Here is a 22,102-nt window from a genome sequence, read left to right as displayed (position 1 = left end):
GAAGGAGCTGAGCATGACGGTTCGACCTGATCGCACGGTGTCTCATGGCCGCGCTGACGCCGGGCACCACCGCTTCGAGGATCGGCACGGTGGCCCCGATGGATCTCGCCATCAGCTGGAGGTGGATCGCCTGGATCGGCTGGTGCGCGCAGCGCAGGAGATCGCTGGTCAAGCAGAGCGTCGCGAGCGCGAGAAGCGCAGCGACGCGGGCCAGGAGGCGAAGCCCGGTGACGGCGGCGTCAAGTCGCGTCCGGCGCCGAGGAACCCGAGCATCGCCGACCTCGAGCGCGCGGACAACGAGGGAATGCTGCCGCCGGGGGAGACGTGAGCGCACGCGCGATGAGCCTCGAGGGGCTCGTCGATCGGCTCGTGCCGAGCGCGCTCCGCCCCGCGGAGCGCGCGCCCCTCGCCCCTGCGCTCGACGCGGAGGTACGGCACGTCGACACGTGGAGCGCGGGGCGCCTCGCCTATTACGTGGACGCCCGCGCTGCGGGGCGCCCCGTGGTGCTCGTGCACGGGGTCGACGCGGCCGCCTCGTCCAGGGAGATGGCGCCCCTGTTCGATGCGCTCCGCGGCGAGCGGCCCGTCTATGCGCTCGATCTTCCCGGCTTCGGCCTCTCGGAGCGGGCGGACCGCGTGTACGATCGCGAGCTCTACCGCGCCGCGCTGCGCCGCTTCCTCACGGACGTGGTCCGCGCGCCGGGCGGCGCCGACGTCATCGCGCTCTCCCTCTCCTCGGAGTTCGCCGCCGCCGTCGCCTGCGAGGAGATGAGCATTGTTCACAGCCTCGTGCTCATTTCCCCGACGGGGCTCGGCCGTGAACCTCCCGGCGCGAGCGCCCTCCTCCGGGCTGTCTCGCGCGTCCCCTACGCCGCGGAGGCGCTCTTTCGCGTGCTGGCTGCGCCGCCCAGCATTCGCTGGTTCCTGAAGAAGAGCTTCGTCGGCGCGCCGGATCCGGGCCTCGTCGACTATGCCATCCGCGCGTCGAAGGAGCCTTTTGCCCACCAGGCCCCCCTCGCGTTCATCGCCGGTGCCCTGTTCACGGACGACGCTCTCCAGCGCCTCTATGCGCGTCTGCCCGTCGCCACGCTGATCCTCCACGACCGTGACCCGTATTCGGGCTTCGAGCGCCTCGCCGAGCTCACGCAGCGGAACGCCCGCGTGGAAGCCGCCCGCATCGCGCCCACGCTGGGTCTCCCGCACTTCGAGCAGCTCGACGCCACGCTCGATGTCGTGCGCAGGTTCTGGGCGCAGGACCCTTGGTAGCTCTCCTCCACAGAACGACCAGGACAGCCTGGTAGGGAGCTCCGCGCAGAGCGGACGTCGATTTCCTGCGGAGCCCCGGGCTCCGCAGGGAAGCCGAGGTCGTCCTGTCCGCTCAGGAGCCGTCGCCCTCGACCCCGAACATGTATGCGCCATTACTGACTGGCCCGTTCTCGTGCCAGCGGGCCTGTGCTCCGCTGGTCTCGTGCGACCCTGAGGGGCCTCAAGGATCGACCTGCGACACGCATCCAGTTCCACCGCTCCTGAAGCGCCTGGTGTACAATGGAGCGGTGGCGGAACACCGGGTGTGCCGACAGGAGCACCCGGTGTGTGTGTGGTCACGTGCGAGCCGGTTCGATCGGGGCCATTTCGTTAGGACCATGACATCTGCGGCGCGGGAGGGGTGACCTGGCGCAGCAATCCGGCGATGGAGCGGTGCGCCAGGACATCACGATGGATGGTCAGGCGATGGAGCAACGCGGCACGCGTCTACAGGCGGCGCGGATTGTTTCCAGGCGTAAAAGTCTTTGCAAACTCCAGGTCAACGGGCTAATTAAGCTCTTATAGCGGGGGATGTCGTGAATTCAGGCGGTCAAACCATCTCTTCGACCCAGCAAGCGAGCAACAGCTTGCTTGGTCGATACCGCCTGATTGCAAAATTGGGTCGTGGCGGGATGGCAGACGTGTTTCTGGCCGTCTCCCGCGGGCCCGGGTCGTTCAACAAGCTCGTAGTTGTGAAGTGTCTCCGCGTCGGGATGGCGGATGACCCGCGCTACGTCCTGATGTTCCTGGACGAGGCCAAGCTCTCGGCCCGGCTCAATCACCCCAACGTCGTTCAGACCTACGAGATCGGGGGCGAGAGCGGCGGGTACTTCATCGTGATGGAGTACCTCGAGGGCCAGCCGCTCAAGGACGTCGTGAGGGCGGTGGTGAGCGGCTGTCCTGGCGCCGCGAGCTTCACGCGGGGGGCGTGGGTCAGGGTCATCGCCGAGGCGCTGCGCGGGTTGCACTACGCGCATGAGCTCGCGGACTTCGACGGCGGTCTGCTCGGCATCGTGCACCGCGACGTCTCGCCCCACAACATCTTCGTCACGTACGACGGAGCTGTGAAGATCGTCGATTTCGGCGTCGCGAAGGCGGCCCTCAACGCGGCGCACACCGAGAGCGGAACCTTCAAGGGCAAGATGGCCTACGCCGCGCCCGAGCAGGCGATGGCGAGCGGCGACGTCGATCGGCGGGCCGATATCTTCGCCATCGGCATCGTGCTCTGGGAGCTCCTGGCGATGCGGCGGCTGTTCGATGGCGATCACGTGGCCGTGATGCACCAGCTGCTCACGCGGGACATCCCGCGGCTCTCCACCGTCGTGCCGGACATCGACCCGGCGCTCGACGAGATCGTGGCGAGGGCGCTCCAGCGGGATCCCGATCGACGTTTCGCCACCGCGCAGGAGATGGGCGACGCGCTGGAGAGTTACCTGCGGAGCTCGGGCGAGGACGTCCGCACGGAGCAGCTCGGCGCGCACGTGCTCGAGATGTTCGCGGAGAGCAGGGCGCTCGTGCGCCAGCAGGTCACCGCGCAGTTCGAGTACCTGACCTCGCTGGACGTCGCGGGCGACATCCAGCGCGCCTCGATGGTAGGAGAGTTCCCCCGCGCCTCGATGGTAGGAGAGTTCCCCCGCGCCTCGATGGTCATGGGGATGAACCGCTCGATGTGGCCCTCCGCGACCGCGGCCGGTCTACCCCTCCTGAGCGATCAGAGCCACAGCCTCCCCGCCAACCATCATCACGAGCCCCCGGCCGTCGATCCCGGCAGCCTGGGCGCGACGGTGGGGCGCGCCTCGTCCTGGCGGCAGCGCGGGTATCTCGCCTCTGTGCTCGGGGTGGTCGCGCTGCTCGCCGCGGGGGCCTTCGTGATGTTCCGCGAGCGCTCGCTGGGGCCCGGCGCGCTGGAGCAGCCTGCCCCGGTGCCCACGGCTGCGTCGGCGACCGAACCGAGCCCGATGAAGGCCAAGGTCACGATCAAGAGCGAGCCCGCGGACGCGAACGTGAGCTGGAACGGGACCATGCTCGGCAAGACGCCCCTCAGCGTCGAGCTGCCTCAAGGGATGCAGGTCGTCGTCGTGTCCAGGGCCGGTTGGGTCGACGTGTCGATCTTCCTGCAGCTCTCCGCGTCGGACGTCGTCGAGCGCACCGTCGCGCTCCGGCGCCAGGACGTCAGCGCGATCCCTTCGAACTAGAGCGGCGGGTGACCGCCGCGCTGGAGCGGGCGCAGGTTCGTTTGCCGGGCCTGACAAACTCCGCTCCTTTGTTGGCATTTTTGGTGGGAAATCGAACGGGGAGACGGGTGGCATCTTGCTCCCCGTCTCCCTGTGAGTTTTCCATGAAAATTCGAGGGGATACTTCAGGTGCCGGCCCGGAGGACACGCATGGAGGGCGCGGCCCTGGCGGCGAGGCGGCGGACTTCTCGACCGAGCCAGTCGAGGAAATCGAGGTTCCACGGAGGCCCGTCCGGCCAGCGCTCGCGTATGCGGGCGGCGAGATCGAGATCCCAGCTCCCGTAGAGATCCACGAGCGCGTCATGGGCCTTGCGGCCGGCCAGCGCTTCAGGGGCCCCGCGAGGCTCGCCTCCGTGCGCGAAGGCGTCATCGCAAACATAGTAGTTGCACGTCGCCGCGCGCCGCTCGGGGGGGATGGTGCAGCCCTCATGACCGTGGAAAGCGCACCTCTTGGGGAGCGCTCTGCCATCGCTGCCCTGGGGCTCGACCCGCAGGATGAGCAGGCCGCGGTGGCCCGGGCGCAGGTTGCCCGCGGCCATCTGCTCGAGCAGCCAGCCAGCGCCGCCGAGCGAGACGATCCGCCCGATGTCCGACCACTCGACCCCCGGCGGGCTGGCGCAGCAACCCGTCGGGCCCTGCGGGCACGAGCCGCACAACGTCGAGTGCAACCGCGTATGCATGCCCGCGAGCTCCAGCCGGATCATCGCGCCACCAGCGCTCCTATGCTCTGGGCGTGATCAGACGCTCCAGCCCGCGCAGCGGGATGTCCAGCCAGTCAGGCCGGTTGTTGAGCTCGTAGCCGACCTCGTAAATGCACTTCTCGAGCATGTAGAAGTCGATCAGCAGCACCGTGTCCGCGTCGCTCGCGGGCACATACGCCGCCGTCTCGTCGGTCCGCGGCTCGGCGGTCGCCTGAGCGCGCGCGACCGTCTCCATGTATCCCGCGAGGTAGCTCGCGGAGATCCACGCCACCCAGGCGTCGGTCCACGGCTTGAGGACGGCGACGTCCTCCGGCCGGAGGCGAGCGTCCCGGAGCGCCGATGAGCCGGCGTAGTCGAACGAGCGCAGCATCCCGCCCACGTCCCGGAGCGGGCCGCGCTTGTAGCGGCGCTCGCTCAGCGGCCTCGCCGGCTCCCCCTCGAAATCGATCAGGATGAAGTCGTCGCCCGTCGAGAGCACCTGGCCGAGGTGGAAGTCGCCGTGCGTCCGGATGCGGGGCATGTCGAACTTCCTCGACACGATCTGCTGGAGCTTCGCGTTGATCTCGGCCTCGCGCGGCAGGATCGCCGCCACCTGCTCCCGCACGTTCTCGGGGAGCGAGCGCTCGCGCTTCCTCAGCAGCGCGAAGGTGCGCGCGAGCATGCCGTGCGCCGACTGGAAGATCGACTGCTGGTGCAGCGTCGAGAACGACTGCTGCCCGAACGCGGGGTCCTTGCTCTGCTTGCCGAGCGTGAGGTGGAGCTGCGCGGTGCGCTCGCCGAGCAGCCGCATCCTCACGAGCTCGGTGCCCATGAGCTGGTTCACGAGCGGCGGCGGCGTCGCGCGCGACGCGTCGACCAGCGTGCCGGTCGGCATCGGCGGCGCGCCCCCCTTCGCGGTCTCCTCGTCGACGAGCACCCGCTCGAAGAAGCGGTTCAGCGCCTCGAGCGTGCTCGTCCACGCGTCGCTCTGGCTCTGCACGTACTCCTGGAGCATCGCCACCGTGGTCGTCTCGCGACCGCGGGCTTGGTACTCGATCGCCCCGGCGAGCCGCGCCGTGGCAGGGAACTGGTGCTCCGTCAGGAACCGGCCGATCTCGAGCTCCGGGTTGATGCCCTCCTCGACCTGCCGGAAGATCTTGAGGAGGAGCTTGTCGCCGTAAATGATGGTCGTGTTGCTCTGCTCGCTCTCGGAGATGCGCGCCGGGAGCTCTCTCTCGGCGCCGAGCGTCTCGAGCGTCGTCCCGAGCGGCAGCGCGTGGAGCTCGCCGGCGGCGCCCGTCGCGACCCCCTGCGCCCGGATCGCGGCGAGGACGAGCGCGGCGAACTCCGGGGTCGCCAGCGCGTCGTAGAGGACGCCCTCCGGCGCCGCCGCGCTCTCCGGCTCGGGATCGCGGATCGTGACGTCCGCGATCACCGCGTGGCGCGCGCGCGTCGCGAGCGTCCGCGCGTAGTCGCCCGTGGCGAAGCCGATCGGCACGACATACGTCTCCGGCGAGCCGTCCGTGTACTCGACGCGCGCGAGCAGGAGGTAGTGCTCCGCCGCGGTCTGCTCGCTGCGCAGGATCGGGATGACGTCCGCGAAGGTCGTGGCGCGCCGCGTGCGCGCCTTGCCGCGGAACCAGCGCCGCGCCGCGATGAACTTCCCGAGCGCCGGCTCGAGCACCCTGCGCCCCTCCGGGGAGAGGAGCGTCCGCCACGAGGCCTTCGTCGTGATCGCGGGCGCCGCCTCGGCGTCGCCCGCGGAGCTCGCCGGCGTCGCCTGCTCCAGCGCGAACCAGAAGAAGTCGTGCGGACCGAGCGACAGGGGGTAACCGCGGCTCGTGATCTCCGGGAAGCGGCTCCTGCCGAACAGCTCGACAGGCACCATGCCCTCGAAGCGCGCGAGATCGAGCTCGACGTGCTGCGCGTACCGGGAGAGGTTCGCGACGATGAGCAGCCGCTCGTCCGCGTGCGCGCGGATGAACGCGAGCACCTTGTTGTTGTCCGGGTGCAGGAACTCGATCGTCCCCCGGCCGAGCACCTTGTTCTGCTTGCGCAGGGTGATGAGCCGCTTCATCCACCAGAGGAGCGAGGCAGGGTTCTGCTGCTGCGCCTCGACGTTGATCGCCTCGTAGTGGTACTCGGGGTCGATGATGATCGGCAGATAGAGCTTCTGCGGGTTCGCCCTGGAGAATCCGGCGTTCCGATCGGCGCTCCACTGCATCGGCGTGCGCACCCCGTCGCGATCGCCGAGATAGATGTTGTCGCCCATCCCGATCTCGTCGCCGTAGTAGAGGACGGGGGTCCCCGGCAGCGAGAAGAGCAGCGCGTTCATCAGCTCGATCCTGCGCCGCGTCTTCATGAGCGGGGCGAGCCGCCGGCGGATGCCCAGGTTGATCCGCGCCGTGTGCTCCTGCGCGTAGACGCGGTACATGTAGTCCCGGTCCTCGTCGGTCACCATCTCGAGCGTCAGCTCGTCGTGGTTCCGGAGGAACGTCGCCCACTGACAGGTCTCGTGGACCACGGGCGTCTGCTTCAGGATGTTGACGATCGGGAAGCTGTCCTCGAGCTCGACCGCCATGAACATCCTGGGCATGAGCGGGAAGTGGAAGTTCATGTGGCACTCGTCGCCGCTCCCGAAGTACGCCGCGGCGTCGGCGGGCCACTGGTTGGCCTCCGCGAGGAGCATGCGATCGGCGAAATTCGCGTCGATGTGGCGCCGGAGCTTCCGCAAGAACTCGTGCGTCTCCGGCAGGTTCTCGCAGTTCGTCCCTTCGCGCTCGTAGAGGTACGGCACGGCGTCGAGCCGGAGCCCGTCGACGCCCATCTCCAGCCAGAAGTCGACCACCTTGAAGACGGCGGCGTGGACGTCCGGGTTCTCGAAGTTGAGATCGGGCTGGTGGGAGTAGAAGCGGTGCCAGTAATAGGCGTTGGCGACCGGATCCCAGGCCCAGTTCGATGTCTCGAAGTCCTTGAAGATGATCCGGGCGTCCTTGTAGCGGTGCGGCGTGTCGCTCCACACGTAGAAATCGCGCCAGCGCGAGCCCTTGGGCGAGGTCCGCGCCCGCTGGAACCACTCATGCTCGTTCGAGGTGTGGTTCAGGACGAGCTCGGTGATGACGCGGATGTCGCGGCGGTGCGCCTCGCGCAGGAGGCGGGCGAACTCGCGCCGGGTCCCGTAAGACGGGTTGATGTTGGCGTAGTCCGCGATGTCGTATCCGCCGTCGCGCAGCGGAGAGGGGTAGAAGGGCAGGAGCCAGATCGCGCTGACGCCGAGATCTTGGAGGTAATCGAGCTTATCGACGAGTCCCTCGAAGTCGCCGATGCCGTCCGCGTTCGAGTCGCTGAACGCGCGGACATGGACCTCGTAGATGATAGCGTCCTTGTACCAGAGGGCGCTGCCTTCGGCGGGAGGGGGCTTTTGATCCTGGCTCATGACTGCTCCGGCGATGCGCGTTGTCCGCGCGACGACGCCGGGCGCACGGGACGCAGCGGCTCGGGCCCTGTGCGGCGTGAGCACGCCGCCCGGGCCAGAGGGCCAGGAGGCAAGGCACGCTGCGGAGTCCGCCACTGGGCGCGCACTGCCGTCCCCACGCAGATGACGCGGATCACGTGTATAGTTTAGCTACTCGGGATTGCAAGACCACGCGTGCCCGACTTCGGTAGCACGCCACGCGCGGGGCGCAAAGCGGCGCCGTTGCCGTTCTGTTTGCGTCCGGTCGCGTTCGGTCGCGTTCGGTTGCGTCCGGTCGCGCCCGGCTGCCCCCTTTTCCGCACGGTTTGCACCCGCGCGCTGTCGAGATCGCTGCTTCATGAGCTCGACCCACACGTCGAACCGCAGCCGGTGTAAGAAGCGCTGGCACTCGTTCTGCGATCGGGCGAGCTCATGCCCATCGAAGGAGCATTCTCATGATGCGTGTCTTCCACGTACTCCCGCTCTCGCTCGCCGCGCTCGGAGCGCTCGCGTGCTCGTCGACCCCCGAGCCGACGATCGACCCGAACAACCCGTGCCCTCCGGGCCAGTGGTGCGCCTCCGCCGTGCCGACCACGCCGGCGACGGCGGTGCCCACGCCCACCACCACCGACGCGCCCGCGGGCTCCGCCGCGACGCCGATCCCGCCGGTCGCCGCGGTGGCCGCGACGCCGATCCTGCAGGGGATGGGCACGACGGAGGCCCCGGGGATGAAGCCGGACGGCGGGCCGTTCGCGGGGCAGTTCCAGGAGGGCCAGGCGCTCGAGCAGCAGATCAACATCTCGCCCGGCAAGTGCTACACGGTCGTCGGCATCGGCCTCGGGGTCCAGGAGCTCGACATCCAGCTCGTCTCGCAGCCCGCGCCCGCGCTGCCGCCCGTCGTGCTCGCGCAGGACAGCACCACCGGCGCCGCGGCGACGCTCGGCGGCAAGGCCTCCGGCTGCTGGAAGAACCCCCTGCCGATCGGCGGCCCGGGCAAGGTGATCCTCAAGGCGACGAAGGGCGCGGGGATCGCGGCCGCGCAGGTCTTCATCAAGTAACGCTCCCCGCGCGCAGGCTGGCCGAGCCCGCCTGCGCGCGAAGACGCCCGGCCGTGCGCGCGCCGGGAGGCGTGCGCCTCGCGCGCGACTCTTCTGTTCCCGCCGCCTTCCTCCTCCTCTAGAGCAGACCGACGCGGCCGTGGGCCGCGCGCGCGACTCCATGAGCGAGACCGTCTTCCTCGGCCCCGACGCCAGCAAGGCCTGCGTGAGGCCGCGCTGGGAGTGGCTGTCGTCGCGCCTGCCCCCGGACCTCGAGCAGGAGGCGACGAGGCGCGTCGCGTGGATGGCGCTCTGCACGATCGTGGCGGGCTCCCTCGGCTTCCTCGTGTCGGAGATCTTCCCGGGCCTCGAGCTCGGCCCGTACCCGATCCGCGTCGCGGTCTTCCTGCCGTTCATGCTGGTCTCGGCCGCGCTCTTCGTCATCGCGCGGAAGGGGCTCCTGTCGCCGCCGCGGATCGTCGATCTCTCGTTCGCCTACAAGATCCTGGGCGCCGCGCTGCTCTCGGTCATCTCCAACGCGCAGCCGTGGCCGGAGGGGCCGGTGTTGCCGGGATGGCCGCCGGTGGCCGTCTGGGTGCTCATGTTTCCCATCATCGTACCCGCCCCGAGCGTGCGCACGCTGTTCACCTCGACGCTGGCGATCCTCACCGATCCGGCCTGCCTCTGGGTGCTCGTCCGCTCGGGCTTCATGGAGCCGCCCTCGCGCGAGGCGATGCTCCGCCGCTTCTTTCCGAGCGTCATCGCGCTCGCGCTCTCCGTCCTCGTGTCGCGCGTCGTCTTCGGGCTCGGGCGCAAGCTCGACGCGGCGCGGGAGCTCGGCAGCTACCGGCTCGTCGAGCGGCTCGGCGGCGGCGGCATGGGCGAGGTGTGGCGGGCGAAGCACCGGATGCTCGCCCGCCCCGCGGCCGTGAAGCTGATCCGGCCCGAGGCGTTCCAGGGCGAGCCGTCGAGCAACGGCAACGCGAAGGCGCGGTTCGAGCGCGAGGCGCAGGCGACCGCCGCGCTCCGATCGCCGCACACGATCGGGATCTTCGACTTCGGCGTCTCCCGCGACGGGTCGTTCTACTACGTGATGGAGCTGCTCGATGGCATGGACCTCGACACCCTCGTCAAGCTGGACGGCCCGCAGCCGCCCGCGCGCGTGGTCCACCTGCTCCGGCAGGCCTGCCACTCGCTCCACGAGGCGCACAAGGCCTTCTTCGTGCACCGCGACATCAAGCCCGCCAACCTCTTCCTGTGCCGCTACGGCGCAGATCTCGACTTCTTGAAGGTGCTCGACTTCGGGCTGGTGGCCCAGCGCAGGAAGGATGCGGACCCCTCCAAGCTGACGGCGGACAACGCGATCACCGGCACGCCCGCGTTCATGGCCCCGGAGGTGGTGCTGGGCGACCGCCCGATCGACGGCCGGACCGACCTCTACGCGCTCGGGTGCGTCGCCTACTGGCTGCTCACCGGCGCCCTCGTGTTCGAGGCCGAGACGGCGATGAAGACGATGTTGCTCCACGCGACGGAGGCGCCCGTCGCGCCTTCGAAGCGCGCGGCGCGCGCGATCCCGCCCGCGCTCGACCGCATCGTGCTCGACTGCCTCGAGAAGGACCCCGCGCGGCGGCCGCGGTCGGCGCGCGAGCTGTCCGAGCGGCTCGCCGCGCTCCGCATGGACGCCGACTGGACCGAGCAGCACGCGGCGGCGTGGTGGGAGGCGGTCGCGCCGCCGTCGCTCTCGGGCCAGGCGGCCAGGGCGGCCGTCGACGCCTTCGGCTGAGCTCCGCGCGCGCCCGGCCCGGGTCCTCAGCGGATGTTGAAGTCGACCGTCATCAGCTGCCCGCCGCGCTCGATCGCGACGGACAGGCGGTTCGCGGTCCGGAGCCGCGCGTAGGCCTCCAGCGCCTTCTGGGGATCGGTGACGTCGAAGCCGTTGATCGACCTCAGGGTGTCTCCGCTCTCCAGCCCGAGCGTCTCCAGCAGCGAGCCTCGCCTGATCCTGAGCTTCAGCCCGACGACCTGGTCGCCTCGTCGCTCCGGGGTCACCCGGGCGGAGCGCATGAGGAGCGCCTGCTGCTCGAGGATCTGATCGACCGCCGCGCGGTCGACGTTGAACTCCGTGGCGCTCACCCGCCGGATGCGGGCGGCGATCTCCGGCGGGATCGCGTTCAGGTTGTTGTCGCTCCCGACCGGCCTCGCCTGAGGCCGAGGCTGCGGCGCGGGCGCCTCCTCGCGCGCGCTCTTCCCGAGCTTCCCGAGCTGCATCTGGCAGCGGGCGCCGCCCGCGGTGATCCAGACGCGGTCCCACGCGATGCGCGTGAGCGTGCCTCCCGCCGCGTCGCCGCCGAGCCGGCGGAGCTGCGTCTGCCCGTCGGGGCCCTCGATGGCCGCGAACGACCACGCGGCGTCCTGCGACGCCGCGATGAGCACCACGCGTCCGGCGTCGCAGGTCGGATCGCTCCACGGATCGCCGTGCGCCGCGGGCGCGCGCTCCTCGGGAGCGCCGCCCGGGGGCGGGAGGAGCGGCCCCGTCGCCGAGTCGAACGGGTTGCGCTGGAGGATCGCCTCCGCGCTCGTCGCGTGGAGGCCGTCGCGCAGCGCGGGGCGGGACGCAGGGGGCGTGGAAGCGAGCCTTGCGGCTCTGTCCGGGATGATCGTCCTCCCGATCAAGTGAGACACCCCCGACGCCTGAAAGTAGGCGGCGGACGCGATCATCGTGCCCGCGATCCACAGGAAGTGGTGCTTCACAGCCGCATCCAGGTCCACGGGTCCTGCTCTTTCTGGGGCTCGATCGCCGCCCGCGCGCGGGGCGAGCGCCGCGCGCACGCCGGCGTGGAGGCGACCGTGCACAATGTCGCCACCGACCCTCCCTCTCGGGACGCGCAGCACCGCGCGTGCCGGCCCGTCGCGCCGGAGCGCCCGCGCGAGCGCCTGTCAGGGCGCGCGCCTTGACCCGAACGGATCGGTGCGCGTCCACGAGCCGCGCGCGCCGCGGCGGCGCTCATCGAGAGGGAGATCGAGAGGAGGAAAGGGTGGGGCAGCGAGCGCCGGCGGGCGGCTCGCTCAGGGCTTCGTGTCGGGCGCCTTGGCGGCGACCGTCGTCCCGGGCTCGCCGCGGCCGCGGCGGTACACCCAGGCGGCGAGGACCTTCCGGTCGCTCGCGGAGAGCTTCTCCTCGAACGCCGGCATGTGGCCTTCCAGGTCCTTCGCCATGGCGGCCGGCGGGTAGGCCTTGCCGCTGCCGGGGTTCGTGATCTGCGCCTCGATCCACGCGACCGAGGCCCAGCCGCGGAGCTCGGGGGCGGCCGACTCCTCGTCGTCGGTCTTGCCGTCGAGCCGGTGGCAGCTCGTGCACCGCTGCCGGACCATCTTCTCGCCGGGCGTCCCGGCGCCGGGCTCCCCGCGCGCCTGCCCCTCGAGGAACGCGGCGATCGTCTCCTGGTCGGCCGCGCTCATCGGCGTGAACACCTTCGCCGCCTCGGGATCCGCGGGCGGCTTCACCGCCGACGGCATCATCTCCTTGAACGCCGTCTTGCCGAAGAGGTGGTCGGCGTCGGGATCCCTCAGCACCTCGAGCGCCCAGGCCTTCGTCCCGAACCCGGTGAGGTCCGGCGCCGTCTGCTTGTCCTTGGGCGGGCCGAGATCGTTGAGCCGGTGGCAGCTCGCGCACTCCTTCTTGTAGAGGTCCTCGCCGCGCGTCTCCGGGTCGTTCCGGAGCATCGCGAGCGCTCCCTCGGGCGGGACGCCTTGCTTGAACAGCGCCACCGCGCGCGCGGTCCGCGCGGCGCTCTGCGCCTCCGAGCGCTGGAAGCCCTCGTCCTTCGCGTCCTTCACGAACGACTTCCCCAGCAGGCCGACGGCCCCGAGGCCGATCAAGAACAGCGGCGCGAGCGCCGGCAGCCGCGCGCGGAGCGGGCCGGGCTTCCTGTCGAGGAACGGCAGCAGGGCAAGGTACAGCCCGACCACCCCCGGCAGGCCGACGGTCGCGATGAGCTCCAGCGAGCCAGGGAAGTACTTGCGCAGCTCGAAGAGCGGGCGGAAGTACCAGGCGGGGCGGGCGTTGTAGTCGCTGACGGGATCCGCGGGCGCCTCGAGCGGGGCGCCGTGCTCCATGGCCGCGAGATCGAACACGACGACCAGCACGAGCGCCACGGCCAGCAGGATCAGGCCGAGCTGCTTCGGGTAGAACCGATCCGCCTTGCCGAGGTCGGCGCCGTGCGGCGTGCCGAAGCCGTGCCTGCGGAACTGCGCGAAGCTCGCGGCGAGCAGCAAGGCCATGACCGCCGGCAGCACGAAGACGTGCAGGCCGTAGAGCCGCGTCAGCGTCAGGTGGCCGAGCGAGCTCCCGCCGATGACGAGCTGCTGCGTGAACGGCCCGACCACCGGGACCGAGCCCATGATGCCCGTCTCGACGCGCGCGCCCCAGTAGCCGTCCTGGTCCCACGGGAGCGGGTTGCCCGTGAAGGTGAAGCCGAGGATCACGCCGAGCAGGCCGAGGGTCAAAAACCAGCCGATCTCGCGCGGCGCGCGGTACGCCCCGTGGAGCGCGATCCGCGCCACGTGGATCGCGACCAGGATGACGAGCGCCTGCGCTCCGAAGTAGTGGAGGCCTCGGATGAGCCACCCGGCGCGCAGGGTGAAGTTGATGTGCGCGACGCTCGCCCACGCCGTGGTCGCGCTCGGGGCGTACGCCGACATGAGCAGCGCGCCCGTGACGACCTCGACGAGCAGCAGCAGCGCGAGGGCGCCTCCCCACACGTAACCGATGCGCGCGCCGCCGGGGATGGGCGCGTCGAGGAACCGGCGCAGCGGCTCGCGGTGCCCTATGCGCTCGTTCAGCCAGTCACCGAGGCTCATCCTGCGATCTCCTGGAGCTCGGCGACCCCGTCACGGTAGCGCCGGAAGTCCACCTCGAGCCAGCCGTCGACGACCCGCGTCGCGAGCGGATCCATGGGGCGCGGGGACGGCCCCGTCTCAGGCGCACCCGACAGGCCGAAGCGCGACGCGTGGCACGGACAGTTGAAGCTCTTCTTGTCGTCGTTGAGCTCGATCCCGCAGCCGAGGTGGGGGCACGTGGCGCTCAGCGCGCGGATCTTCTCGCCCTCCCGGATGACCCAGATCGCGCCGAGCATCTGGTCCTTCGCGACCGTGAAGGCGTCGCGCTCCTCGCCGATCACCTTGAGCCGCCGCGGCTCGCCCGGCGGGAGGTCCGCGAGGCGCCCGACCCGGACCCAGCGCTCGCGCCCGCCCGCGGCGCCGGCGCTGCCTGCGGCGGGAGCCGCGATGAAGCTCGCCGCCGGCACGGCGATCGCGCCGGCGCAGGCCAGACCGCCGATCGCCACGAGCACCTTCAGGGCGCCACGCCGCTCCTCGGGGGCCGGGCCTGCGGACGGCGCGCCGGCGCTCGTGGGCACCCCGTGAGGCCCAGGTTCGTGCGGCAATCCATGTCCGAGGTACCCACCGGCACCAGGTTCCTTTTGCGTCGGCTCTGCCATCTCGTAGGCTCTCCCTCGCTCGCGCCGCTCTCCGAAGGCCGCCCAGACTGGAGCGAGGTCCACGGCGGCCGAAGCGGACGCAGCATATCGAAAACACAGGCGTAACGTTGAATCCTCGCCATCGCGCACCTCGGGGCGATTGCGCTTCGGCAGGCACAGCCGAAAGTTCTCTCTCCGTTGTCCAGGTCCCGATGCCTCGTCCCGCCGCCGCAGCGCTCGTGATGTTCGCCGTGCTGGGGGCCTCTGCCTGTGCCGCTTCGCGTCAACCGCCGGCGTGTACGCGTCCCGACCTCAGCGGGTGCGCCATCGAGGACGTCTCGTTCGAGGGCGTCGACGTGATCAGCGGCGACGAGCTCGCCGCGCGGATCGCGACGGCCGAGAGCTCGCGCCTCCTCGGCGGCGCGCTCGAGCCCGTGCCGATCCTGAGCGTCTGGGACGCGCTCACGGTCGAGTACGAGCGCTTCGACCGGTTCGTCCTCGAGCGGGACCTGGCCCGCATCGAGCGGTACTACCGCGCGCGCGGGTTCTACGGGGCGCGGGTGCGGGCGGCGCGGGTGCAGCGGTTCGGCGGCCCCGGCAAGCAGGGGCGCGTGCGGGTGCGCATCGTCGTCTCCGAGGGCGCGCCGGTGAAGATCGCGTCGGTGGATCTCGCGTGGCGGGACTGGACCCTGGAGAAGGGCAGGGACATCGGCCGGCCGGTGACCGAGGCGAAGGACGAGCTCAAGGTCGGCGAGCGCCTGGACGAGGCGCGGTACGAGGAGCTCAAGAAGAACCTGCTCCGGGTCCTCACGGATCGCGGCTTCGCCTACGCGAACGTGGAGGGGCACGTCGACGTCGACCTCGTGAAGAACGAGGCGCGGATCCGCTACACGATCGAGCTCGGCCCCGAGTGCAGGTTCGGCAAGGTCAAGCTCGAGGGGCTCGGCGAGCTGCCCGAGGGGCCCGTCAGGACGGCGATCGGCGTCGAGGAGGGCGAGCGCTTCTCGACCGCGGATCTGGCGGACGCAGAGCAGGCGCTCGCCGACTTCGGCGTGTTCGGCGCCGTCTCCGTGAAGCCCGAGCTCGCGCCGCCCGGACAGCCCCAAAACCCGGTCGTCCCCGTGACCTTCTCCGTGCAGCCGGCCGCGCTGCGCGCCGTGAAGCTCGGCGGAGGCGCCGAGGTCGGCTCGCGCGTCGAGGCGCACCTCGTCGCCGGGTGGGAAGATCGCAACTTCCTCGGGGGGCTGCGCCGCTTCAGCGTCGAGGCCCGGCCGGGGCTCGTCTTCTACCCGGTGGAGTTCTCGAACCTGCTCGGCAAGGACCTCGGAGACACGTTCCGCCTCTTGCCGGAGATCCAGCTCCGGACCGAGCTCCGCCAGCCCGGGGCGATCGAGCGGCGCACGGCCGCGGTGCTGCGCGGCTCGTTCAAGCTCTACTGCCCCCAGACAGGTGAGTTCTGCACCAAGCCGGACAGGCAGGGCGGCGCCGGCGAGGGGGGGGCAGGCGCTGCACCAGGGGCTGCCCAGGAGGCTCCGGAGCACGCGATCGTCGGCTACCGCGAGTACGTCGGCTCCATCGGCGTCGAGCGGCCCTTCCTGAAATCGGACCTGAACGCGGCCCTCCTCTACAACGTCCAGCTGAACAGCCCGTTCACCTACAATTCGGCGCGGCTGCCCTCCGGGTTCGGGACCCTCTTCATCCCTTACCTCCAGGCGCTGGTGTCCTATGACCGCCGGCTGAACGAGGCGGGGAAGCCCGATAGGGTCACCCCCCATCACGGCTATTACATCGCGCTGGACACGCAGCTGGCCGGCCATCTGGCGTTCGACACCGCGATCGCGGAGGCCCTGGTCGGCGAGAAGGCGCAGGACGAGCGGGACAGGCGGTTTCACTCCGCGCGCGACATCCGCCTTCAGCCCGAGTTTCGCGCCTACCTCCCTGTTTCGAGGAGATGGACGCTGGGTTTCCGCTTGATGACCGGGTGGCTGTTCACGGGCGACTACGGCGACGCCTCCGTGGATCCTGCCCGCTGCGACGCCCTCGCGGGCGTGGACAGGGACCGTTGCCGGAGAGACGTGGGGGCCGACCTTCAGCTGATGCAGTTCCGCGGGTTCTTCAGCGGCGGCGCGACCAGCAACCGCGGATACGGGTACAACGAGGTCGGCCCGCACGCCCGCGTGCCGAGCCTGAGGGCCGGCGGCAGCGCCGACGAGGAGGACGCCCCGCTGGTCCCCATCGGAGGCCGTCTGCTGTGGGAGACGAGCCTGGAGCTGCGGATACCGCTCGGCGAGAGCTTCGGTACGGTGATCTTCGCCGACGCCGGCGACGTCACCCGGGAGCACCGGCTGTTCCGCTCGGGAGCGCAGCGCCTGCACCTCTCGGCGGGCTTCGGGCTGCGCTACGTCACGCCGGTCGGACCGCTGCGCTTCGACGTCGGCTACCGCATCCCCTGCTTGCAGGTGCTCGGCGTCTGCAACGAGACAGAGGCAGCAGGCTGGCCCGAGGACGAGCGGCCACCGGGCAAGCTGTTCGATGTGCTGCCCATCGCCGTGAACCTGGCGATCGGCGAGGCGTTCTGACGTGCGGTGTTCCGTCCGGCGGGCGACGGAGGGCGGCGGGGGCCCGCGCCTTCAAGCAGGCAGCGGGCGATCAGCCCTCTTCTTCTTCGACGTTCCAGGCGGACAGCGCGGTCATCCCGATGGCGACCGAGCAGAGGCAGCACAGGGCGGGCTCCTCGAACCGGAGCTCGTCGCCGCGCGACCACACGTAGAGGCCGCGCCCGTGCGGCTCTCCCGCGATGGCCCTGTCGCACACGTCGCAGCGGTGCTCGGTTGCGCCTGAGGCTGCTTGGCGCGCACGCAGCGCGTTGTCGGCGATCGCGTCGACCGAGACGCAAATCGGATGGGCCAGTGTCCCCGTGAGCCGGTAATCCGCATTTGCGGTCCCCTCCGGCGTAGGGCAGGGATCCAGGTTCGCGGTCCCCTTCAGAGCGCCTTCAATCACATCCACCTCCGGCGGCAGGGCCGAATCTAGCTCAGGCCGAGACGGGACGCACGAGAAGGCTGCGCCTGAACACCATCAGGCTTGGTCCAGGGCGCACATGTAGGCGAACGCGTTGGAACGACGCGTCATAACCTGCATGACGCGTCGTTCTTGTGTGCAATGACAGCGGAATTTGGCGGATCAGGCGCTGGCGGACGCGGCCGTCTCGGCGGCGTCCTGGGCGGTGGCCGGGCGGCTGCCGGCCGAGCGGTCGAGAGCGCAGCTCTCTTCGAGCAGCTCGACCACGTCGAGCTGGCGGATCGACTCCTCCTTGGACTGATCCTTGAGGCCGTCGGTGATCATCGTCTGGCAGAACGGGCAGGCGGTCGCGATGGTCTTCGCCTCCGTCTGGAGCAGCTGCAGTGTCCGCTTGACGTTCATGCGGTCCTTGTTCTGCTCCTCCATCCACATCTGCGCGCCGCCGGCGCCGCAGCAGAGCCCCTTCTGCCGGTTCCACCCCTCGGCCTCGACGAGCTGCAACCCGGGGATGCGCTTCAGGATGTCGCGCGGCTGCTCGTACACGTCGTTGTAGCGGCCGAGGTAGCAGGAGTCGTGGAAGACCACCTTCCCCTCGACCGGCTTGCTGGGGACGAGCTTCTTCTCGGCGACCAGGCCGAGCAGGAAGTCGGTGTGGTGCACGACCTCGAACTTCGCGCCGAAGTCGGGGTACTCGTTCGCGAGCGTGTTGAAGCAGTGGGGGCAGGTCGTGACGATCTTCCGGATGCCGCCCTGCTCCTTGTAGCCGTTCAGGGTCGCGGCGTTCTGCTCGGCGAGCATCGCGAAGAGGTACTCGTTGCCCGCGCGGCGCGCCGGATCGCCGGTGCAGGTCTCCTCCTGGCCGAGGATGGCGAAGTCGACGCCGGCGGCCTTCAGGAGCCTGGCGGTCGCGCGGGCGATCTTCTTCGCGCGGTCGTCGTAGCTCGCCGCGCAGCCGACCCAGTAGAGCACGGGGGCCTGCGGCTTCTCGGCCATGGTCGGGATCTCGAGCCCCTCGGCCCAGTTGCCGCGGTCGATGCGCGCGAGGTTCCAGGGGTTGCCGTTGACCTCCATCGCGTTGAACGGATTCCCGAGCTCCGCCGGGAACTCGCCCTTCACGAGGACCAGGTGGCGGCGCATGGAGACGATCTTGTCGACGTAGCTGATCATCACCGGGCACTGCTCCTCGCAGGCCCGGCACGTCGTGCACGCCCAGAGCACGTCCGGATGGACGACGTTCGCCACGAGGTCGACCGGCTTGTACGCGACCTCGGGGATCGGGACCGGGTTCTCCGGCGCCGCCTGCTCCGCGTGCTCCTGCGTCTCCGCCGCCTGCCCGTCCTGCGCCGCCGCCCCGTCGGTCCCGTTCGCCTGCGCCGCGTGGCCGTCGCCGGCGGCGCGCTGCTCGCCTCGCGGGCCGCCCGGCCTGTTGATGAACTCCCCCTCTCGGCCGTACAGGTGATCGCGCAGGTCCAGGGTGAGCTGCTTGGGGCTCAGGATCTTGCCCGTCTTGTGGGCCGGGCAGTTGTCGCTGCAGCGGCCGCACTCGGTGCACGTGTAGAAGTCGAGGATCGCCTTCCAGGTGAAATCCTCGATGCGCGAGACGCCGACCGGGGCCGCCTTCTCGGGCTCCTCGGCCGCCTTCATGACCATCTCGCCGATCGCCTCGGCGGTGCCCGCGACGAGCGGCAGCCGGCCGCGCGCCCCGATGTCGCGCGTGAAGACGTTCGGGATCGACGTGATGATGTGGAAGTGCTTCGAGTGCGGGAGCAGGTTCAGGAACACGAGCACCAGCGTGACGTGCGTCCAGAACCCGATGTGCGCGAGCACGACGAGCGCCCCCGGGCCGGCGCCGCTCAGGAGGACGGCGAACAGCGAGCCCGCCGGGGCCGGGAACAGGTGCCAGCGGAGCGCCGCCGGGTCCGCGGGGACGCCCGCGAACGGGGCCGTCACGGTGGCGACGCGCTCGCAGAGCGCCGCGTCCGCGGGGCCGCACGCCGCCGTGGACCAGCGGTGGTGGAGCACCAGCGAGGCGCCGTCATAGAGCATGTCGCTCACCATCATCGTGACGATGATGCCGAGGATGAGGAGCCCCTCGCCGGACAGGGTCATGCGCCGCTCGCGCTTGATCGCCCGGTAGTAGATGAACACGAGCGCGCCGATCACGACCAGCGTGGCCATGACGTCCTTCACGAACTCGTAGATTCCGCCGAGCGGCACCGCGCCGATGCCCGGAAGCCGCACCGGCTCGTGCCCCAGGATCCACAGATCGAACGACGGGTCGAAGCCGCGCCCCCACAGGATCAGCGTCCGGAGCAGGAGAACCAGGAATCCGAAGAAGATGAGCTTATGCGCCAGCCCGGCGAGCGGGTAGTAACCCATCTTCCGTTGCCGGAAGGCGTACTCCCAGGTGCCTTTGAGGCGCTCGGCGATCCGGTCGAGCCGGTCTTCCCCGCGCCCGACCTTGAGGAGCTGCCAACGCCGGTTGGCGCTCCACGCAAAGGCGGCGAAGAGGCCGACGAGCAATGTGAGCATCCACGTGGGATTCATTCGCGGGGCGTCTCCAGGTGTAAAATGGCCACATCTTTTAAGGTGGGCGGCTGCCGGACGTCAACCGCGCGGCGGCGCAGGAACGCGCGGGGCTCCTTCGCCGGATTTCTGTTCTTGCAAGGGCGGATACGTCGGTGCGCGCTGGGGCGCCTCGCGCGGCGGGGGCGCGGGCGGCGCGTCGAGGGCGCGGGCGGAGCGCCGCGCGAGCGGCTCAGAGCGTGAACTCGACGCTCTTCTCTTCGGTCGCGGCGGAGGGAGACAGATCGAGCGCCATGCTGTACGACCGCTGGCCGACCCGCGCGCTCAGGCGGACGCGGATGGGGGCCGTCGCGTCGTTCAGCTTGTCGAGCCGCACGACGACGCGGTAGCGGCCACGCGCCGGCTCGCCCTCGGTGAGGAAGACGTTCTCCACGTTCTGCTCCTGGCATTCGCCGCTCACGCGCGGGCAGTCACGGTCCTTCATGAGGCCGCTCGCCGTCGGCTCCCCGACGCGCGCGAGCTCTCCCGCCGGGTCATAGACGTTGAGATCGACGTCGGCCTCGGGCTCCTCCCAGGCGATCGTGAACTGGAGGATCCCGGTGTGGAGCCCGCAGCCCTCGTCGATCACGCCGTTGCAGTTGTTGTCGCGGGCGTCGAAGCAGAGCTCGACGCCCGTCGGTGTGCAGGCGATCTCGAGCCCGACGCCCTCGGGGACCTGGATGTCCTTCGGCTGGAGGGGCGGCCTGGGCGGGGGCGGCGGCACCTCGATGCAGCCGGCGAGGAGCAGGGCGAGGGCGGCGGCGCCGCGCGCCGCGCTGGCGAGGCGCGCGCGGAGGCCGCGAGACGCCGGCAGGCGCGGCGCGGCGCGACGGGCGCGCGGCGGGGGACCGGGGCTTCGCATGGGGGGCTGCATGTTATCCGCCTTCGGGCTCCCGCGGGGCGCCGGCGCTGCGCGTCTCGAGCGCGGGCGGCGCGGGCGGCTTCCGCGGCCTGGGGCCGCGCGGCTTCGGGGGAGGGGGCGGCGTTCCTCCGAGGGGCAGGGGCAGGTGCATGCCCCGCGCGGCCAGGATCTCCGCCGCGTGGGGGACGGTGAGCACCAGCGCGCGCGCGTAGAGCGTGATCTGGTAGGGCTCCGGCAGGTCGCCGGGCCGGCCGTTCGTCGCGTGCTCGAGCAGGATCGCCGCGGTGACGCTCACGTTGAGGCTCTCCGCGAAGCCGCGCATCGGGACGCGCACGGCGCGGGCGCAGGCGGCGGCCAGGTCGGGGCGGATGCCGTCGCGCTCGTTGCCGAGCACCAGCGCGAGGCGGGGGATGCTCGAGAGGTCGCGCGGGGTGAGCTCGCCTTCCGGGTGGGTCGCCACGAGCTCGTGCCCCGAGGCGCGGAGCGCGGCGATCGCGGCCTCGGTGGTCGCGTGCGTGCGCACGTCGACCCAGCGCTCGGAGCCGCGCGAGACCGTGTTCGAGACCAGGAACTGCTCGGCCCGCTCGATGATGTGCAGCCGCTGCAGGCCGAACGCGTCGCAGGAGCGGAGCACGGCGGCCCCGTTGTGCGGATCGTGCGGCGCATCCATGGCCACGGTGACGGCGTCGAGCCGCGCCGCGATGACGCCGCGCAGCCGGGCCCTGCGCTCGTCCGTGACGAACTCCTCGAGGATGCGGGCGACGTCGGCGACGTCGAGGGAGTCGAGCGCGGCGAGCAGCCTTCGCTGCTCCTGCGCGACGAACGAGCAATTGGGGGTCGAGCGGCGCATGGCGGGGGGGCGCCTCTATAGCAGGTCGATCGCGACCGCGATCCGCTCGCTCTCTGCGTACTCGACGACGGCGCAGTCGCCGGGAGAGCCGTCCTCCCAGGCCAGGCAGACGAAGTCGGCCTCGGCGTCGAGCGCGATCATGGGGTGGTGCCACACGCCGGGGCGATAGGTGATGCCCTGGGCGCCGTGGGCGATGAAGGCGCCCAGCGTCGTGAGCTCGGGCCGGTCGCCGCCGAGGGCCACGACGACGAGGTAGCGCCGCGCGCTCATCGGCACGAACGCCTGGGTCGAGCCGGGGTGCTTCTCGAGCAGGGCGATCGGGAGCGGGAAGCTCGAGCGCGGAGCGCAGCGGAACACCGAGACGTTCAGCGAGGCGTGCCCGGGGCGGAGGTTCTCGATCGCGGCGAGGTGATCGAAGCGCCGCGCCGTCCCCTGGTTGGCAGGCCTGCCGGGCTCGCCGTGCGGCGAGGCCATGAGGATGTCGCCGTACGGCGCATACGCTGCGGGGCTGAGCGAATGGGCTGCGATGCGCGGGCGGTGGCTCATCGTCATGGGCGACTGTGGCGGCGCGCCACGCGTGTGGCTTCCCTGAGGCCCTCCTGCGCGGTGCATGGAGC

Annotated in this window: 16 protein-coding genes; 6 read left to right on the top strand and 10 right to left on the bottom strand. The window is 70.8% G+C overall.

From position 1 onward, the window contains the following. The first annotated feature begins 13 nt into the window (after positions 1–13). From ACSRUE_RS46685 to ACSRUE_RS46675, 3 genes are all read left to right on the top strand, one after another. Positions 14–328: a hypothetical protein gene (locus ACSRUE_RS46685; protein ID WP_441289182.1), complete on the top strand. Its 315-nt coding sequence runs from the start codon at positions 14–16 to the stop codon at positions 326–328. Further along, positions 325–1,266: an alpha/beta fold hydrolase gene (locus ACSRUE_RS46680; RefSeq protein ID WP_441289181.1), complete on the top strand. Its 942-nt coding sequence runs from the start codon at positions 325–327 to the stop codon at positions 1,264–1,266. The genes ACSRUE_RS46685 and ACSRUE_RS46680 overlap by 4 nt, the downstream gene beginning before the upstream one ends. A gap of 671 nt (positions 1,267–1,937) precedes the next feature. Continuing rightward, positions 1,938–3,500 (top strand): protein kinase domain-containing protein, encoded by a 1,563-nt coding sequence (locus tag ACSRUE_RS46675; RefSeq protein ID WP_441289180.1) that lies wholly within the window; start codon positions 1,938–1,940, stop codon positions 3,498–3,500. Positions 3,501–3,664: 164 nt separating this feature from the next. Here the strand turns inward: ACSRUE_RS46675 and ACSRUE_RS46670 are convergent, their stop codons facing one another. Next, positions 3,665–4,243 carry a hypothetical protein gene (locus ACSRUE_RS46670; protein ID WP_441289179.1) on the bottom strand — a complete coding sequence of 193 codons (579 nt, stop codon included), beginning with the start codon at positions 4,241–4,243 and terminating at the stop codon, positions 3,665–3,667. A 16-nt stretch (positions 4,244–4,259) separates the two neighbouring features. Then, on the bottom strand, positions 4,260–7,655 hold the full coding sequence (treS, locus tag ACSRUE_RS46665) for a maltose alpha-D-glucosyltransferase (RefSeq protein WP_441289178.1): 3,396 nt from the start codon (positions 7,653–7,655) through the stop codon (positions 4,260–4,262). A 473-nt stretch (positions 7,656–8,128) separates the two neighbouring features. Between treS and ACSRUE_RS46660 the strand changes: the two genes are divergently transcribed. Continuing rightward, complete coding sequence (locus tag ACSRUE_RS46660) at positions 8,129–8,731, top strand: hypothetical protein (RefSeq protein WP_441289177.1); 603 nt, start codon at positions 8,129–8,131, stop codon at positions 8,729–8,731. A gap of 160 nt (positions 8,732–8,891) precedes the next feature. Continuing rightward, positions 8,892–10,493, top strand: a complete 1,602-nt coding sequence (locus ACSRUE_RS46655; RefSeq protein WP_441289176.1) for a serine/threonine-protein kinase — start codon at positions 8,892–8,894, stop codon at positions 10,491–10,493. 26 nt (positions 10,494–10,519) lie between these two features. On the opposite strand, the gene gspC is transcribed toward ACSRUE_RS46655, so the two are convergent. The 3 genes from gspC to ACSRUE_RS46640 all read right to left on the bottom strand — a co-directional run bounded on the left by gspC (position 10,520) and on the right by ACSRUE_RS46640 (position 14,127). After that, positions 10,520–11,479: a type II secretion system protein GspC gene (gene gspC / locus ACSRUE_RS46650; RefSeq protein ID WP_441289175.1), complete on the bottom strand. Its 960-nt coding sequence runs from the start codon at positions 11,477–11,479 to the stop codon at positions 10,520–10,522. A 297-nt stretch (positions 11,480–11,776) separates the two neighbouring features. Next, positions 11,777–13,570: a cytochrome b N-terminal domain-containing protein gene (locus tag ACSRUE_RS46645; protein WP_441289174.1), complete on the bottom strand. Its 1,794-nt coding sequence runs from the start codon at positions 13,568–13,570 to the stop codon at positions 11,777–11,779. Next, positions 13,567–14,127, bottom strand: a complete 561-nt coding sequence (locus ACSRUE_RS46640) for a ubiquinol-cytochrome c reductase iron-sulfur subunit (RefSeq protein ID WP_441289173.1) — start codon at positions 14,125–14,127, stop codon at positions 13,567–13,569. The genes ACSRUE_RS46645 and ACSRUE_RS46640 overlap by 4 nt, the downstream gene beginning before the upstream one ends. Positions 14,128–14,399: 272 nt before the next feature. On the opposite strand from ACSRUE_RS46640, the gene ACSRUE_RS46635 reads away from it, so the two are divergent. Then, a complete protein-coding gene (locus ACSRUE_RS46635; RefSeq protein WP_441289172.1) occupies positions 14,400–16,766 on the top strand; it encodes an autotransporter assembly complex protein TamA in 2,367 nt (788 codons plus the stop codon). A 70-nt stretch (positions 16,767–16,836) separates the two neighbouring features. Here the strand turns inward: ACSRUE_RS46635 and ACSRUE_RS46630 are convergent, their stop codons facing one another. The 5 genes from ACSRUE_RS46630 to ACSRUE_RS46610 all read right to left on the bottom strand — a co-directional run bounded on the left by ACSRUE_RS46630 (position 16,837) and on the right by ACSRUE_RS46610 (position 22,037). After that, positions 16,837–17,001 (bottom strand): hypothetical protein, encoded by a 165-nt coding sequence (locus ACSRUE_RS46630; protein ID WP_157906386.1) that lies wholly within the window; start codon positions 16,999–17,001, stop codon positions 16,837–16,839. A 369-nt stretch (positions 17,002–17,370) separates the two neighbouring features. Then, positions 17,371–19,740 carry a (Fe-S)-binding protein gene (locus ACSRUE_RS46625; RefSeq protein WP_441289171.1) on the bottom strand — a complete coding sequence of 790 codons (2,370 nt, stop codon included), beginning with the start codon at positions 19,738–19,740 and terminating at the stop codon, positions 17,371–17,373. A gap of 226 nt (positions 19,741–19,966) precedes the next feature. Further along, positions 19,967–20,635 (bottom strand): hypothetical protein, encoded by a 669-nt coding sequence (locus ACSRUE_RS46620; RefSeq protein WP_441289170.1) that lies wholly within the window; start codon positions 20,633–20,635, stop codon positions 19,967–19,969. A 13-nt stretch (positions 20,636–20,648) separates the two neighbouring features. Then, entirely contained in the window at positions 20,649–21,485 is an 837-nt protein-coding gene (locus ACSRUE_RS46615) for a TrmH family RNA methyltransferase (RefSeq protein WP_441289169.1), read from the bottom strand. 15 nt (positions 21,486–21,500) lie between these two features. Next, the gene (locus ACSRUE_RS46610; protein ID WP_437743888.1) at positions 21,501–22,037 is read right to left on the bottom strand and encodes an ureidoglycolate lyase; all 537 of its coding nucleotides are present in this window, start codon (positions 22,035–22,037) and stop codon (positions 21,501–21,503) included. Positions 22,038–22,102: the final 65 nt, after the last annotated feature.

The organism is Sorangium sp. KYC3313 (assembly GCF_052075895.1).
In the GTDB taxonomy this organism is placed as follows: domain Bacteria; phylum Myxococcota_A; class Polyangia; order Polyangiales; family Polyangiaceae; genus Sorangium; species Sorangium cellulosum_B.
Note: the sequence above shows the minus strand (reverse complement) of the source record. Positions and strands in the feature narration are given on the sequence as shown.

Excerpts from the sequence above, each read along its gene's own strand:
- ACSRUE_RS46660 (WP_441289177.1), top strand. The coding sequence starts at position 8,129 with ATGATGCGTGTCTTCCACGTACTCCCGCTCTCGCTCGCCGCGCTCGGA.
- ACSRUE_RS46655 (WP_441289176.1), top strand. The coding sequence starts at position 8,892 with ATGAGCGAGACCGTCTTCCTCGGCCCCGACGCCAGCAAGGCCTGCGTG.
- ACSRUE_RS46685 (WP_441289182.1), top strand. The coding sequence starts at position 14 with ATGACGGTTCGACCTGATCGCACGGTGTCTCATGGCCGCGCTGACGCC.
- ACSRUE_RS46670 (WP_441289179.1), bottom strand. The coding sequence starts at position 4,243 with ATGATCCGGCTGGAGCTCGCGGGCATGCATACGCGGTTGCACTCGACG.
- treS (WP_441289178.1), bottom strand. The coding sequence starts at position 7,655 with ATGAGCCAGGATCAAAAGCCCCCTCCCGCCGAAGGCAGCGCCCTCTGG.
- ACSRUE_RS46675 (WP_441289180.1), top strand. The coding sequence starts at position 1,938 with ATGGCAGACGTGTTTCTGGCCGTCTCCCGCGGGCCCGGGTCGTTCAAC.
- ACSRUE_RS46625 (WP_441289171.1), bottom strand. The coding sequence starts at position 19,740 with ATGCTCACATTGCTCGTCGGCCTCTTCGCCGCCTTTGCGTGGAGCGCC.
- ACSRUE_RS46635 (WP_441289172.1), top strand. The coding sequence starts at position 14,400 with ATGCCTCGTCCCGCCGCCGCAGCGCTCGTGATGTTCGCCGTGCTGGGG.
- ACSRUE_RS46610 (WP_437743888.1), bottom strand. The coding sequence starts at position 22,037 with ATGACGATGAGCCACCGCCCGCGCATCGCAGCCCATTCGCTCAGCCCC.
- ACSRUE_RS46615 (WP_441289169.1), bottom strand. The coding sequence starts at position 21,485 with ATGCGCCGCTCGACCCCCAATTGCTCGTTCGTCGCGCAGGAGCAGCGA.
- ACSRUE_RS46620 (WP_441289170.1), bottom strand. The coding sequence starts at position 20,635 with ATGCGAAGCCCCGGTCCCCCGCCGCGCGCCCGTCGCGCCGCGCCGCGC.
- ACSRUE_RS46645 (WP_441289174.1), bottom strand. The coding sequence starts at position 13,570 with ATGAGCCTCGGTGACTGGCTGAACGAGCGCATAGGGCACCGCGAGCCG.